This window comes from Cupriavidus sp. 30B13 (assembly GCF_049059565.2).
Classification (GTDB): domain Bacteria; phylum Pseudomonadota; class Gammaproteobacteria; order Burkholderiales; family Burkholderiaceae; genus Cupriavidus.
Map to the genome: position 1 here is coordinate 2727556 of NZ_CP188223.1, position 14013 is coordinate 2741568.

Sequence of the window (14013 nt, forward strand, 5' to 3'; positions counted from 1 at the left end):
CCACGATGGCGAAGAACAACACCGCGCTGGTCATTCGTACCAGCGACAAGAACCGGGTTTCGCGCAACGGCTTCCAGTGGCCCGAGAGCGGCCCCGTGAAGTGCCCCGACTGGGATCCGAAGCCGGTCTGCGGCCAGGGACTGCACGGTCTGCTGGACGGGATCGGCTACTACGGACTGCTGAGCAGTGCGCACGACGCAGTGTGGCAGCTCGTCGAGGTCGATCGCACCAAGGTCGTCGATCTGGACGGCGAAAAAGTCAAGTTCGAAGAAGGCAACGTGGTGTTCACCGGCGGTATGGCCGGCGCGCTCACGCGGATCAGCAAGGAATGGCTGCGCATCGCGCTCGAGGCCAGCAAGGAAGCCGCGACCTCGGGCGCCGTCGCCCACGCCGCGACCTCGGGCGCCGTCGCCCACGCCGCGACCTCGGGCGCCGGCGCCCACGCCGCGACCTCGGGCTACGGCGCCCACGCCGCGACCTCGGGAGTCCGCGCCCACGCCGCGACCTCGGGCTACGGCGCCCACGCCGCGACCTCGGGAGACCGCGCCCACGCCGCGACCTCGGGCTACGGCGCCCACGCCGCGACCTCGGGAGTCCGCGCCCACGCCGCGACCTCGGGCTACGGCGCCCACGCCGCGACCTCGGGAGACCGCGCCCACGCCGCGACCTCGGGCTACGGCGCCCACGCCGCGACCTCGGGCTACGGCGCCCACGCCGCGACCTCGGGCGCCGTCGCCCACGCCGCGACCTCGGGCGCCGTCGCCCACGCCGCGACCTCGGGCTACGGCGCCCACGCCGCGACCTCGGGCGACGGCGCCCACGCCGCGACCTCGGGCGACGGCGCCCACGCCGCGACCTCGGGCTACGGCGCCATAGCGGCAAGCATTGGCCGGAATGGTCTCGCGAAAGCCGGTCCCGATGGTGCAGTCGTCATCGCCTGGTGGGATTCCACCGCAAAGCGTCCGCGGGTCGCTGTCGGGTATGTGGGCGAGGACGGCATCGAAGCCAACACGTGGTATCGCGCCGACGACAAGGGGACCCTGGTCGTTGTGCCGGAGGACGAGGTATGACCGAGCCCTCCCACGCTCGCCTCTCGCCCTCCGGGGCGGACCGCTGGTCCGTCTGCCCCGGTTCGGTGATCCTTGAAGCCGGCGAGCCCGACAACAGCAACGAGCACAGCGACTGGGGTACGGCTGCGCATGCCGTGTCCGCGATGTGCCTGATCGAGAAGACCGATGCTGCGGTCTACCTCGGCCAGCGCATCGATGTCGGCAACTGCCGCACGGTCGAATGCGATCGCGAGATGGCCGAAGCGGTTCAGCAGTATATCGATTACGTCCGCCAGGTCTCCGAAGGCGCCGAGCTGCTGGTCGAACAGCGCTTCGATATCAGCCATGTGGTGCCCGAGTGCTTCGGCACCTCGGATGCGGTCGTGATCCGACCCGACGAACTGCACATCATCGATGCGAAGTTCGGGCGCGGCGTGCCGGTCTACGCCAGCTATGTGGTGGACCCCGCCGACCCCAGCAGCCCGCGCAAGCCCAACAAGCAGATGGCGCTCTACGCGCTCGGCGCGCTGCGCGAGCTCGAACTGGTGAACGAGTTCAAGCGCGTGCGCATGACGATCCACCAGCCGCGTTTGAACAGCGTGGACGAGTGGGATTGCTCGGTCGCGGATCTGCTCGAGGCCGCCGAAGAACTCCGCATGGCCGCCGCGCGCGCATATCGCTACGTCGACAGCACCACGCCGCTCGTGGAAAGCGATCTGGCGCCGGGCGACAAGCAATGCAAGTTCTGCAAGGCCAAGGCCACGTGCCCGGCGCTCGCCCGGCGCGTGCAGGACGAGGTGGGCAGTGACTTCGAGAATCTGGCCACGTTCACCCAGTCGGATGAGCAGAAAGCCATGACGCTCAAGGCGCTGACCCCGAAGACCGGCGAGACGCTGGGCAAGGCCATGCGCGCCATCGATCTGATCGAGTCCTGGTGCAAGGCCGTGCGCGGCAGTGTCGAGGTCGAGCTGCTGAACGGCCGCGAGGTGCCTGGCTACAAGCTCGTGCAGGGCCGCAAGGGTGCGCGAGCCTGGACCAGCGAAGCCGAAGCCGAAGCCGCGCTCAAGGCCATGCGGCTCAAGGTGGACGAGATGTACAGCTTCAAGCTGATCACGCCGCCGGCGGCCGAGAAACTCGTCAAGGCTGGCCGTCTCGGTGATCGCCAGTGGAAGAAGCTGCAGCAGATGATCGGGCAAGCCGAAGGCGGCAAGTCGGTGGCCCCGGCCAGCGATCCGCGTCCCGCCATCGTCGCAACGCCACCCGAGGACGACTTCGCCAATGTGGCCAACAGCCCGGCACCGGCCAGTGAGGATTTCGCATGAAAACGATCCTCCCCAGCATCGTGCTGGTCGCCTACTGCATCTTCTGGTTTGCCATCGCCCTGGCAGCCGGCACCCGCGACGGCTCTCCGTGGTGGATGCCATTCGCGATTCTGGTACTGGTCGCGCTCCCGGGCGCGGTCGGTATCGCTCTGGGCCACGCGCTCGCGGAGCACGACGATGAAACGTAGCCAGCCAACCCCGCAGCGCACTGTCGCGCTGTCGACCCTGCTCCCGGCCGAAGCGAGCGCGATGCTCGCGGCGGCCGCGACGATCTACCCCAACGATCCGTTCGCCCGCCAGAAGGCGGTCGATGCTGCGATCAAGCGTGTGAAAACGCAGTACCCCACCTATTTCCGCCAGGAGTAACGCCATGAAAGTCATTCTCAAGGACGTGCGCATTGCCTTCATCGAAGCGCTGTGGACCCCCAAGCAGTACCAGGGCACTGGCCCGTTCCGCCGCAGCGCGACGTTCCTCGTCGTGCCGGGCAGCGAGAACGACAAGCTGATCGAAGCCGCGATCGAGAAGGTGGCAGCCGAGAAGTTCGGCAAGAAGGCTGCATCGGTGCTGGCAGGCGTGCGCGGCAACAGCAACAAGTGCTGCTACATGGACGGCAATACCAAGGCCGACTACGACGGCTTCCAGGGCATGAAGTACCTCGCCAGCCATCGCAAGGATGCCGATGGCCCTGTGCTGGTGCTGGACACCAACAAGGCGCCGCTGACCGAGGGCGTCGGGCGCCCCTACGCCGGCTGCTACGTCAATGCGAGCGTGGACATCTACGCGCAGGACGGCACGAACACTGGCGTGCGCAGTGGTCTGATCGGCGTGCAGTTCTTCCGTGACGGCGACAGCTTCGGTGGCGCGAGCCGGTCGGACGGTAGCGAGTTCGACGACCTCGGCGCCGGCGCGCAGGTGGAGGACTTCGCCTGACAAGACAACCTCCGTTTGCCTGGCCTGCAGGCCAGGCCTTTTTGATGTGGGTGTAGCTCAGCGGCAGAGCACGTGAGTCACGCATGTCGTGGGTTCGAACCCCACCGCCCACACCAAAAAGCGGGAACGTCCGTCCTCCCAAGTCGCGAATGGCCGCGCGACAAAACGGCCGGGATCGCTACCGCTCGGTGCCCGATACACGCCTCACACCGAACGCATGCGCAAACCGCGGGACGTTGGCAACAGACAACGCGGAAATCCCGGCAAAGGCCTTTGAGAACGACCAACCAGGAAACAGCCATGTTGATTTCGCAGAAAAAAGCCATTGACAGTGTGGAGCGCAGCCGCAAGGCGTCACGCAGGTCTGACCCTAGAAAAAAATATTGGATTGACGGAACAAAATTCTATCTAGCCATTCCATCTTCGCTTGGTGCACCAGGCGCGACTTTCACCATCGGACCGGTTGTCTTCGAGTTGAACCATACCAAGAAGATTGCTAAACCGCGCAGCGCTATGCCGGACTCGTGGCGAGTCGAGTTGCAGGAAATGCCCGTTGGCGTCGAAGATATCATCGAAGATTTCGCGGACCTCGTATGACCGCGCGCCGCTTCTGGTGGGATATGGAAACGTACTCCCCGGTCCCCATCAAGCACGGCACGCACGCCTACGCCGAGCAGGCCGAGGTGATGCTGTTCGCCTACGCGCTGGAAGACGGTGATGTGTTCGTGTGGGATCGCACGGCGGATCAGGTATGGCGGCTGGCCGGGGATGACGTTGCGCTGGCCGAGACGCTGGCAGCCGGCGCCGTGCCGCTGGCCGTGCTCGAAGCCGCGGACGAGCCGGACGTGCATTGGTGGGGCCACAACACGGGCATGTTCGACTGGGTAGTGTCCTCGCACACCCTGCCGTGGCTCTCGCGCATGGTGCTGCAGGAACGCCGCCGCGACACGATGGTACAGGCGTACTGCCATTCCCTGCCTGGCTCGCTCGGCGCGCTATGCGAGGTCATGACGGTGGACGCAGCCGACGCCAAGGACAAGCGCGGCCGCGACCTCATCAACCTGTTCTGCAAGCCGCCAGCCAAGAACCTGAAGCGCGGCCGCGCCACGCGGCACACGCACCCGGTCGAGTGGCGCGAGTTCATCCTCTACGCCGGCAAGGACATCACGTCGATGCGCGCGGCGTCCAAGAAGATGCCCATGTGGAACTATGGCGGTGATGAACTGGCGCTGTGGCACCTGGACCAGACCATCAACATGCGCGGCGTGGCGATGGATCTAGATCTAGCCGAAGCTGCTGTGGCGGCCGTGGACCGTGCCCAGGTGGATCTGGCCAACCGCACGCAGCAGCTGACCGACGGTGAAGTCGAATCGGCCCGCAAGCGCGACAAGCTGCTGGCCTACCTGCTGGCCGAGTTCGGCGTCGATCTCCCCGACATGCAAAAGTCGACGCTCGAGCGGCGCGTCGACGACGCCAACCTGCCGTGGGCGCTGCGCGAACTGCTGGCTATCCGCCTGCAGGCCAGCACCACCAGCACCAGCAAGTACAAGACGCTCCTGCGCGGCGCCAGCAGTGACGGGCGGCTGCGCGGCACGCTGCAGTTCTGCGGCGCCGCGCGCACCGGGCGCTGGGCCGGCCGGCTGTTCCAGCCACAGAACCTGCCGCGGCCGGCCATCGGCTCGCTGCGCGACGAGGCGCTGCAGGAAGCGATCGACCAAGGGATCGACGCGCTCAAGCTGGGCGTGGCCGATCTGATCGCGGACAACGTGATGGAGCTGACCAGCGCGGCCATCCGGGGGTGCATCGTGGCACCGCCCGGCAAAAAACTGGTGGTGGCCGACCTCTCGAACATCGAGGGCCGCATGCTGGCCTGGCTGGCCGGCGAGAACTGGAAGCTGCAGGCGTTCCGTGACTATGACGCCGGCACCGGCCATGACCTCTATGTGCTGGCCTATGCCAAGGCGTTCGGCGTGAAGCCCGAGGACGTCGACAAGTTCATGCGCCAAATCGGCAAGGTGATGGAGCTGGCGCTCGGCTACGAGGGCGGCGTCGGCGCGTTCCTGACGTTCGCCGCGGCCTACAACATCGACCTCGAGGAAATGGCCGAGAAGGCGTTCGACTCGATCCCGGCCGATATCCTGGACGAGGCCCGAGGCATGTATGACTGGACGCTCAAGAAGCGTCGCAGCACCTTCGGCCTGTCCGAGCGTGCCTGGCTGGTGTGCGAGTCGTTCAAGCGCAGCTGGCGCTACGCCCACGCCGAGACAACGGCATTCTGGAAGGAACTCGGGCGCGCCGCAGTCGAGGCTACCCAGTACCTAGGCAAGACCTTCACCTGCCGCATGCTCAAAGTGCGCCGCGATGGCGCCTGGCTGCGCATCCGCCTGCCGTCCGGCCGCTTCCTGTGCTATCCGGCCCCGCAGGTCGACGACCGCGGGCAGTTCTCGTACATGGGCGTGAACCAGTACAGCCGGCAGTGGAGCCGGATCAAGTCCTATGGCGGCAAGCTCGCCGAGAACGTGACCCAGGCCGCCGCGCGCGATGTGCTGGGTTCGAGCATGCCGACCATCGAACGGTCGGGGTACGACATCGTGCTGACCGTCCACGACGAGGACATCACGGAAGCCCCGGACTCACCCGAATTCAATGCCGACCATCTGGCGCAGCTCATGAGCACGAATCCGCCGTGGGCCGCCGGCCTTCCGCTGGCCGCTGCCGGCTTCGAAGCGTACCGGTATCGCAAGGAGTAACACATGCTCGAATCGAAGATCGAGGCCCACCTCGTCAAGCGCGTGAAGGACGCGGGCGGCGTTGCCTACAAGTTCACCAGCCCGCAGCGCCGCGCGGTGCCTGACCGACTGGTGCTGCTGCCCGGCGGGCGCGCCGCGTTCGTGGAATGCAAGGCCACCGGCCAGAAGCCCACAGATGCCCAAGCGCGCGAGCACGCACGCTTGCGGGCGCTGGGTTTTCCGGTGCTGGTTCTCGACAGCATCGCCGGCGTGGAAAGATTCATCGGAGGTATCCAGCCATGACCCCCACTCAAGCCGCGGCCCGCCAGGCGGACCATGAAAACCTGATCAGCGAACTCGTGGCGGTGGTCGAGCGCTACGTCATGGCCGATGACCTGTACGGCGAAAGTGCGCCCGCCACGACTCTGTACCGTGACGCCAAGGCCGTACTTGCGAAGGCCAAAGACAAAGTATGAGCCGGCTTTCCTTCACCCCACGTCCCTACGGCAAGCTGATCCAGGACCATATCCTGGACACGCCGCGCTGCGGTGTGTGGGCCGGCATGGGCATGGGCAAGACCGTATCCACGCTCAACGCGCTGGACATCCTGGAACTGGTCGAGCCTGGCCCCACCCTGGTCTGCGCGCCGCTACGTGTGGCGCAGTCCACCTGGCCGGACGAGGCGAGAAAGTGGGCACACCTGCGCAACGTCGAGGTGGTACCCATCGTAGGCGACGCCAAGGCGCGCACCCGGGCGCTGGCCCGCGCCTGGGGGGCGTCGGCCAGCATCTTCACCATCAACTATGAGAACCTGCCCTGGCTGGAAGAGACGCTGCGCGCGCAGCGGCGCGCCTGGCCATTCCGGCGCATCGTCAGCGACGAGTCGACGAAGCTCAAGGGCTGGCGCGGCAGCCAGCAAACGAACGCCAACGGTACTGAGTTCGTGCGGGGCGCCGGCGCACAGCGCTCGCGCTCCCTCGCGCGGGTGGCGTTCACGCATGCCCGGCGCTTTATCGAGCTGACCGGTACTCCCTCGCCCAACGGTCTGCAGGACCTGTGGGGCCAGGCCTGGTTCCTCGATCAGGGCGCGCGGCTGGGACGCACCTTCAAGGCCTTCTCCCAGCGCTGGTTCCGCACCAAGCATCAGGGCTTTGGCACGGAGCCATACGACCATGCCCAGGCCGAGATCGAAGACCGCATGCGCGACCTGTGCATGTCCCTGAACGCTGCCGACTGGTTCGACCTGCGCGAGCCGATCAAGAACCTGATCCGCGTGGAGATGCCCACCAAAGCACGCGCGCTGTACCAGGACATGGAACGCAAGATGTTCATGCAGATCGACGGCCACGAGATCGAGGCCTTCAACGCGGCGGCCAAGACCATGAAGTGCCTGCAACTTGCCAACGGCGCGGCCTACGTGGACGAGAACGCCGAGCAGTGGGCCGAGGTGCACGACGTGAAGTTGCAGGCGCTGGAGTCGGTCATCGAGGAAGCGGCCGGCATGCCGGTGCTGGTGGCCTACCACTTCCGATCGGACCTCTCGCGCCTGCAGAAAGCGTTCCCCCAGGGACGCCACCTGGACAAGGACCCGCAGACGATCCGCGACTGGAATGCCGGCCGGATACCAGTGCTGTTCGCCCACCCGGCCAGCGCCGGTCACGGCCTGAGCCTGCAGGATGGCGGCAACATTCTGGTGTTCTTCTCCCTGAACTGGAACCTGGAAGAGCACCTGCAGATCACCGAACGCATCGGCCCTACGCGCCAGATGCAAGCCGGACATGACCGGCCGGTCTTCATTCATTACCTGGTCGCGCGCGGCACCATCGACGAACTGGTGCTGGCGCGCATTGAAACGAAACGCGAGGTGCAGGACCTGCTTCTCGAAACCATGAAACGAAAGGGGTACGCATGAAAAACGACGAACAGGACCGCGGCTCGATCGACGACGCCACTCCTGAGGAATGGGATCGGGCCAGCGCGGCTGTGCGCGCGGGGGTCGAAGAGAACGCACCGCAGGCCGGAGAGGATGCCCTGACCGCAATCGAGCGCCAGGCGCTGGTGGCCCTGGTCGAGTGCGCGAGCTTCGCATTCCACGTCGCAGACGACGGCGAGGACGATGGCAGCGACACGATCAAGGTGCCGCGCAGCACGATGCTCGATCTGGAAGCGGCGCTCGACAAGCTGGACGACCTGCCAGACGACCGCCCCGGATGCACGATGGGGCCTTCGGGGCGCGCTGAATGGGCGCTGCGGCGACTCTTCGGCGGCACCACCGTCATGGGCCAGGAAAATGGCATGGTGGAAGTCTGCAAGCACGATGCCGACGCCTACTGCCGCATCCTGCATGTGCTGGGCATGGAGGAAGAAGGCGACGCCGTGGCCGAGGTAGAGCGGCTGGTGAGGGACGGAGAGGATGCGCGGCCGGTGGGAAAGCTGGTCGTTAGTGGACCGCTCCATGAATGGCATCCCGAGAGCGCAGCTTTCGATATGCCGAGCGGCACGCATCCGCTCTACGCCACCCCGCAGCCAGCAGCCCAAGCTGTGCTGGAAGATAGCTTGCGCGTGCACTGGCCGAATGGCACGAGGATGACGGCCCAGTGATGTGGTGGGCCTGGTGCGGCCGCGACTGGGCCGGTGAGCCGGCATGGTGCGGGCAGCCCGGTGACAGCGACTGGCCCGGCTATCACACGCACTGGACGCCGCACCCGGCGATGCCGGCCGCGCTCACCACCCAAGGAGCCGGCGATGCCCGATAAATGCCAATCCTACATCCCGGGAAGCATCTGCCGCGATGGGTTCCCGCTGGGCTACCCGGCCAGCAGCGCCTGCACCGGCCGTACCTGCATGTCCTGCGGCCGGCCCAACGATGTGCTACCGCCCTGCCAGAACGAAGCCCTCGGCGCGCACTGGCTGAACGACGACGGCTCGCCTCGGCACTACCGTGGCACCACCCAAGGAGACAGCCATGCTGAATGACGAAAAGGATATGCAGAGCGAGCCGAGCGCCAGCGCGCAACAGGCAGGGCCGATGGGGGTGCCTGATGCCGTGTACTGCGCTCTGCAATACGTTGAGCATTCCCTCGCAGCCATCGCCAACCGCCAGGAAATAGTTGGCGATGTGATCCAGCGCATCGACAGCATCGGTGCTGCATCGAAGCGGGCAAAGGCGGCGCTCAACCGATTGCAGGCCGTGGCCCATCACTTCGAGGACCCCGCCCCTGCGCTGAGTGCATCGCCTGCCGCGCCGGCACCCGCTGCGCAGGCGAAAGACGATTTCCTCGCAGGAATATGCGTCGCGCTGGCTTGCGTGCAAGCGCAGGATCACGGAACGTTGTGGCGTGAAATTGTCCGCACTGTAGGCGAAGAAGACCTGTTGCAGTATGCGGCCCACGTTGAGCCCGAAGAATGGGAGTTGGCCGGCTTCGCTAACTACGCCAAGTTGGAGCTTAACCGCAATAAGCCGAGAAAACTGGCTGTATCTCGCCAGCAACCCACCACCCCGGCAGAGCCCGCCGCTTCGCAACCGAGCGCCAAGGCGCTGACGGCTGACGCGATCCGCCTCGCCGCGATTCAAGCCGGCTTCGTCGGTGACAAGATGGGACTGTCCACCCTGCTGTTTGCATCCGAGCCACACTGCACCGTGGATGTGACAGAGCGCCTTCATGCTTTTGCCTGCACCCTCCTGGCGGCAGAGCAGCCCAGCGAGGACAAGCGTGATGGAGGAGCGGCATGATGGGCTATCTCAATCCACTATTGCGCCTTCCAGCAGCACGCAATCTCCTACACCTACCCCTGGAACAGCGCAAAGCAATGGCCCTAGTCCTGCGCCAACTTCGTGACCAGGCGAACACCGAAGCGGAGCAAGCCTGGCGGCGGCGAAAGGGTCCGATGGCGGCTTACTGGCGGGCCGTCTCAACCTACGCCCGCCACCTCGCCCACGCATTGGAGCAAACCGCCACCGACGCCGCAATCGCCAAGGAGCCCTAACCATGCGAGAGATCCTCCGTATCGATCGTGTGTCCCAGGTTACTGGGCTGCCGAAAAAGTCGATCTACAACCTCATGAACAAAGGGCAGTTCCCCCGCCCCATCAAGCTGGCGGCGAAGGCGGTCGGTTGGCCCAGCGACGACATCGAGGCGTGGATCGAGGCGCGCATTGCCGCCTCGCGCGCCGAGCAGCCGGCCTAGACCGAGAGCCGCGCCAGCGCCTCCGTGGCGAGGTCCTGGCGCAGATGGCCGTAGTGCGTCTCGATCATCGCCACCGACGTGCCGCTGATCTGCGCCACGGTCAGCAAGTCCAGGCCGCCAGCCACCAAGTCGGTGATGGTGCTGTGGCGCAACGTATAGGCCGAGGTGGCCTGCGGCAGCCCCGCCGCTGCAGCGGCGCTCTTGATCGGCCCGCCCCAGCTGTCCTTGGTCCATGGTCGCCCATCCGCCCGCCCGACGAGCGGCGCCAGCGGCAGCTTGTCGGCGCCCTGCGTGGTAAAGAACGCCACCGTGGCCGGTGGCAGCTTGATGTGCCGCACCGCACCACCCTTGTCCCGCCCGATGGCCAGCGCGCCGCGCCGCGCATCGAAGTGCTCGACGCACAGGGCAGCCAGCGCGCCGGGCCGCAGTGGCAACCGCGCCAGCCCCTCAAGAAACGGACGGATCTCGGCGTCGGCATGCCCGACCAGCGCTGCGCGCTGCGCAGCGTCCAGGTAGAGGTTGCGCCGAGCGCCCACCTTCTTGTGCGGCCGCAGCGCGATCTCCCACACTGCGGCCGTTGCGTAGCCGCGCTCCCGCGCAAGGTTCAGCGCCGCGCGCATCGGAACCATGTCACGGTTCGCGGTCGACTTCGAGCGCGGGCGGGTATCGTCCTTGAGCGGGCTGCGCGATACCCGCGCCGGCCGCCTCTCCAGCACCTCGCGCCACGCGACCACATCGCGCTTGGAAAGCTGGTCCAGCTCGATGGTAGCGATGGGTTCGCCATACACCAGGCGCGCGAAGCGCTTGTCGGCGTCGTCAGCTATCACGTCCCCGCGTTCCAGCCGCAGTTTGGCGACATACTGTTCACATGCCTTGCGCACGGTGATGGCGCGAGGCGCGCCACCGGCGCCGAGATGGTCAAACCAGTCCTCGGCCGCCTGCCGCGCCGCGTCGTAGCGGTCCGCGTCGGGCAGGTCATCGAACTTGCCCAGAGGCTTGCGCGACTGCTCGCCAGTGCGCGGATCTCGATAGCGCGCCAGCCAGGTGCCAGAGCTGGCGGCGGAGACCTTGCGGAACCCCAGATAACGCCCCTCACGAACGGTGGTCCAGTAGGGCTCCCGGCGCGCCGGCAGCGCGGAGCGGTCCTTGACGCGTTGAATCTGGTTCGCCATGCAGTCCTCCGGAAAAAGTATGCAAGGAGTATGCAATAACTACTGGGAACCATCAAGAATTCCGAGTGCCGTTCTCCTTTGAAAACAAGCACTTGAAATACTACGGGGAACTACAAGGAATACGTAACTCGTCCTTCACACGGCAGGGGTCACAGGTTCAATCCCTGTACCACCCACCAGAATTCGGTGAAGAACGAAGGACTTGAGGCGACAGCCCAAGTCCTTTTTTCTTTGGCGCATGCGCGTACGGTATTTGCCCTGCTCCCGTCTTTCCGGAAATCCCCTGCCCCCGGTTCAGATTTTTCTGCCTGAATCCACCCGCCACCTGCCGTAAATCTGGAACCGTCGCGCCGAAGGCGCATGCATGACGACGATTCCAGAATGAAAAAAACATCACGATGGCTGCTCGGGGCCAGATGGCTGCTGACGCTGGTCCTTGGCTTTGTCAGCCTCCTGATGATCAGCGAGCTCTGGAGCAGCGCCTTTGCGCCGGACCACGCCAGTAGCGCGCAGGGGCCGGTGGGCGCGCTCCACGCCCACCGGGCGCGGGAGCATTACTTCGCCGCCTGCGCGATCATCCTCGCCGCCGCCTTGTCGGCGTTGTGGGCGCTGTGGGCCACGCGGCGCGACCTGTGGCTGCGCTGCCTGGCCGGCGCGCCCATTCTCACGATCTGGATACTGGCGTTCCTCAACAGCCTGGATTGAACGCCGCCGCGGCCAAACGCTGGCGCCGCCTCGTCAACGCTGCCCAAAACTCGCATCGATGAACAAGTCCTTGTACTCGCGCGGCTGCGAGCGCCAGTACTGCTTGGGCGCATGGACCTGCGCGCCGAGCCTGGCGGCGGCATGCCACGGCCAGCGCGGGTCGTAGAGCATGGCGCGCGCCAGCGATACGGCGTCCGCCTCGCCGTTGGCGATGATGGCTTCGGCCTGCTCGGGTTCGGTGATCAGGCCCACGGCGATGGTGGGCAAACCCACTTCGGCCTTGACCCGCTGGGCGTAGGGCACCTGGTAGCCAGGCCCGAGCTTGATGGCCTGCGCCGGCGAGACGCCGCCGGTGGTGACGTGGATGGCCGCGCAGCCGCGCGCCTTGAGCACCTGGGACAGCGCCACCGTGCCTTCGATGTCCCAGCCGCCCGGCACCCAGTCGGTGGCGGAGATGCGCGCCCACACGGGCTTGTCCGCGGGGAAGGCGGCGCGCACCGCGTCGAACACTTCGACCGGGAAGCGCATGCGGTTTTCCAGGCTGCCGCCATATTCGTCGTCGCGCTTGTTGGCCAGCGGCGAGAGGAACTGGTGCAGCAGGTAGCCGTGCGCGGCGTGGATCTCGATGCCGTCCAGGCCCAGGCGCGCGGCGCGCCTGGCGGCGGCGGCGAAGTCGTCGCGGACCTTGTCCATGCCGGCGCGGTCGAGCGCGTGCGGCGGGTCTTCGCCTTCGGCGTGCGGCACGGCGGAGGGCGCCACCGTCTTCCAGCCGCGCGGCTGGTCCGGGCGGATCTGCAGGCCGCCGTCCCACGGGGCGTGGCTGGAGGCCTTGCGCCCGGCGTGGGCGAGCTGGATGGCGATGGCGATCGGCGCGTGCGCGCGGGCGGCGGCGAGCACCTTGCCCAGCGCGGCTTCGTTGGCGTCCGAGTAGAGGCCGAGGTCCTGCGGCGTGATGCGTCCCTCCGGCGAGACCGCGGAGGCTTCGATGATCAGCAGCCCCGCGCCGGAGATGGCGAGCTGGCCGAGGTGGATCATGTGCCAGTCGCCGGCACAGCCGTCTTCGGCCGAGTACTGGCACATGGGGGCGATGGCGATGCGGTTTTCGAGCCGCAGGTTGCCGATGGAGAGCGGCTGGAATAGTTGACTCATGGGATGGGTCCTTACGGGCTGGAGCATGCACGGCGGGCGCGTGCGGGAATGCCGACCATTCTAGGACGGCTGCGCGTTTCGCGCCGGACGCGGCCGCGTGCCGTGCCGCTATTGCGGGCGCTGCGCGCCGCTGGCGGCCGGCAGCGGCGGCAGGCCCAGCAGCGCGAGCGTCGGCCTGACCGCGCCCTCGAGCAGCGCGCGCTGCGGATCGATGCGCGCCAGCACGCGCAGCCCGAGCAGCACGGCCAGCAGGTGGGTGGCCGCGTCGGCGGGCGGCAGCACCCGCGGGATCTCGCCGCTGCCCTGCCCCGCCGCCATGCAGCGCCGGAAGAAGGCGCGCGTCTGGTCCAGTTCGGCGACGATGGCGGCCTGCAGATCCTCGTCGTCGGGCGTCGATTCCACCGCGGCGTTGACCAGCATGCAGCCGCGATGCTGTTCGTCCGAGAGCGAACGCTCGATCACCTCGGCCATGAAGGCCGTGATGGCCCCGCCCGGCGGCAGCACGGACTCGAGGCGGCGCATGCGCTCGTGCAGGGTGGTGGTGAGATAGTGCTCCAGCGCGCGCCGGTAGAGCCCGCGCTTGTCGCCGAAGGCGTTGTAGAGGCTGGGCTGCGTCAGGCCCGTGGCCCGGACCAGGTCGCGCATGGAGGTGGCTTCGAAGCCTCTGGCCCAGAAGGCGTCTCCCGCGGCTTCCAGCACCTGCCGTTCATCGAATTCGCGGGGTCGCGCCATGGTGGCTCCTTGCCGTCTGCATCGTTCGCATCGTCTG

The 14013-nt window shown here is 66.8% G+C and carries 18 protein-coding genes and 1 tRNA gene; 16 read left to right on the forward strand and 3 right to left on the reverse strand.

What is annotated here, in order from left to right; translation table 11 throughout:
• Positions 1–5 precede the first annotated feature (5 nt).
• From ACKI2N_RS12460 to ACKI2N_RS12530, 15 genes are all read left to right on the forward strand, one after another.
• Positions 6–1070 (forward strand): hypothetical protein, encoded by a 1065-nt coding sequence (locus ACKI2N_RS12460; RefSeq protein WP_426989710.1) that lies wholly within the window; start codon positions 6–8, stop codon positions 1068–1070.
• Positions 1067–2371 (forward strand): DUF2800 domain-containing protein, encoded by a 1305-nt coding sequence (locus ACKI2N_RS12465; RefSeq protein WP_420996283.1) that lies wholly within the window; start codon positions 1067–1069, stop codon positions 2369–2371. The genes ACKI2N_RS12460 and ACKI2N_RS12465 overlap by 4 nt, the downstream gene beginning before the upstream one ends.
• Positions 2368–2559: a hypothetical protein gene (locus ACKI2N_RS12470; protein ID WP_420996284.1), complete on the forward strand. Its 192-nt coding sequence runs from the start codon at positions 2368–2370 to the stop codon at positions 2557–2559. Before ACKI2N_RS12465 ends, ACKI2N_RS12470 begins: the two co-directional genes overlap by 4 nt.
• Positions 2549–2737 carry a hypothetical protein gene (locus ACKI2N_RS12475; protein WP_420996285.1) on the forward strand — a complete coding sequence of 63 codons (189 nt, stop codon included), beginning with the start codon at positions 2549–2551 and terminating at the stop codon, positions 2735–2737. The genes ACKI2N_RS12470 and ACKI2N_RS12475 overlap by 11 nt, the downstream gene beginning before the upstream one ends.
• A 4-nt stretch (positions 2738–2741) precedes the next feature.
• Positions 2742–3302: an ssDNA-binding protein gene (locus tag ACKI2N_RS12480; protein WP_420996286.1), complete on the forward strand. Its 561-nt coding sequence runs from the start codon at positions 2742–2744 to the stop codon at positions 3300–3302.
• A gap of 46 nt (positions 3303–3348) precedes the next feature.
• Positions 3349–3418: transfer RNA gene (locus tag ACKI2N_RS12485), tRNA-OTHER, on the forward strand.
• Between the two features lie 184 nt (positions 3419–3602).
• The gene (locus tag ACKI2N_RS12490) at positions 3603–3899 is read left to right on the forward strand and encodes a hypothetical protein (RefSeq protein WP_420996287.1); all 297 of its coding nucleotides are present in this window, start codon (positions 3603–3605) and stop codon (positions 3897–3899) included.
• Positions 3896–6052 carry a DNA polymerase gene (locus tag ACKI2N_RS12495; RefSeq protein WP_420996288.1) on the forward strand — a complete coding sequence of 719 codons (2157 nt, stop codon included), beginning with the start codon at positions 3896–3898 and terminating at the stop codon, positions 6050–6052. The genes ACKI2N_RS12490 and ACKI2N_RS12495 overlap by 4 nt, the downstream gene beginning before the upstream one ends.
• A 3-nt stretch (positions 6053–6055) precedes the next feature.
• Positions 6056–6334, forward strand: coding sequence for a VRR-NUC domain-containing protein (locus ACKI2N_RS12500; protein ID WP_420996289.1), 279 nt, complete (start codon positions 6056–6058; stop codon positions 6332–6334).
• Positions 6331–6507 carry a hypothetical protein gene (locus ACKI2N_RS12505; RefSeq protein ID WP_420996290.1) on the forward strand — a complete coding sequence of 59 codons (177 nt, stop codon included), beginning with the start codon at positions 6331–6333 and terminating at the stop codon, positions 6505–6507. The genes ACKI2N_RS12500 and ACKI2N_RS12505 overlap by 4 nt, the downstream gene beginning before the upstream one ends.
• Entirely contained in the window at positions 6504–7943 is a 1440-nt protein-coding gene (locus ACKI2N_RS12510) for an SNF2-related protein (protein ID WP_420996291.1), read from the forward strand. The genes ACKI2N_RS12505 and ACKI2N_RS12510 overlap by 4 nt, the downstream gene beginning before the upstream one ends.
• Positions 7940–8632 (forward strand): hypothetical protein, encoded by a 693-nt coding sequence (locus ACKI2N_RS12515; RefSeq protein ID WP_420996292.1) that lies wholly within the window; start codon positions 7940–7942, stop codon positions 8630–8632. The genes ACKI2N_RS12510 and ACKI2N_RS12515 overlap by 4 nt, the downstream gene beginning before the upstream one ends.
• 364 nt (positions 8633–8996) lie before the next feature.
• Positions 8997–9764 (forward strand): hypothetical protein, encoded by a 768-nt coding sequence (locus ACKI2N_RS12520; protein WP_420996293.1) that lies wholly within the window; start codon positions 8997–8999, stop codon positions 9762–9764.
• Positions 9761–10018, forward strand: coding sequence for a hypothetical protein (locus ACKI2N_RS12525; RefSeq protein ID WP_420996294.1), 258 nt, complete (start codon positions 9761–9763; stop codon positions 10016–10018). The genes ACKI2N_RS12520 and ACKI2N_RS12525 overlap by 4 nt, the downstream gene beginning before the upstream one ends.
• A 2-nt stretch (positions 10019–10020) precedes the next feature.
• The gene (locus tag ACKI2N_RS12530) at positions 10021–10218 is read left to right on the forward strand and encodes a helix-turn-helix transcriptional regulator (protein ID WP_420996295.1); all 198 of its coding nucleotides are present in this window, start codon (positions 10021–10023) and stop codon (positions 10216–10218) included.
• On the opposite strand, the gene ACKI2N_RS12535 is transcribed toward ACKI2N_RS12530, so the two are convergent.
• Complete coding sequence (locus ACKI2N_RS12535) at positions 10215–11390, reverse strand: tyrosine-type recombinase/integrase (RefSeq protein WP_420996296.1); 1176 nt, start codon at positions 11388–11390, stop codon at positions 10215–10217. The two genes, ACKI2N_RS12530 and ACKI2N_RS12535, sit on opposite strands and share 4 nt — an antisense overlap.
• 360 nt (positions 11391–11750) lie before the next feature.
• On the opposite strand from ACKI2N_RS12535, the gene ACKI2N_RS12540 reads away from it, so the two are divergent.
• Positions 11751–12095: a hypothetical protein gene (locus tag ACKI2N_RS12540; RefSeq protein ID WP_420996297.1), complete on the forward strand. Its 345-nt coding sequence runs from the start codon at positions 11751–11753 to the stop codon at positions 12093–12095.
• Between the two features lie 33 nt (positions 12096–12128).
• On the opposite strand, the gene ACKI2N_RS12545 is transcribed toward ACKI2N_RS12540, so the two are convergent.
• Together ACKI2N_RS12545 and ACKI2N_RS12550 are read right to left on the reverse strand one after the other, a co-directional pair.
• Positions 12129–13244: an NADH:flavin oxidoreductase/NADH oxidase gene (locus ACKI2N_RS12545; RefSeq protein WP_420996298.1), complete on the reverse strand. Its 1116-nt coding sequence runs from the start codon at positions 13242–13244 to the stop codon at positions 12129–12131.
• Between the two features lie 108 nt (positions 13245–13352).
• Positions 13353–13976, reverse strand: a complete 624-nt coding sequence (locus ACKI2N_RS12550; protein ID WP_420996299.1) for a TetR/AcrR family transcriptional regulator — start codon at positions 13974–13976, stop codon at positions 13353–13355.
• Between the last annotated feature and the right edge of the window lie 37 nt (positions 13977–14013).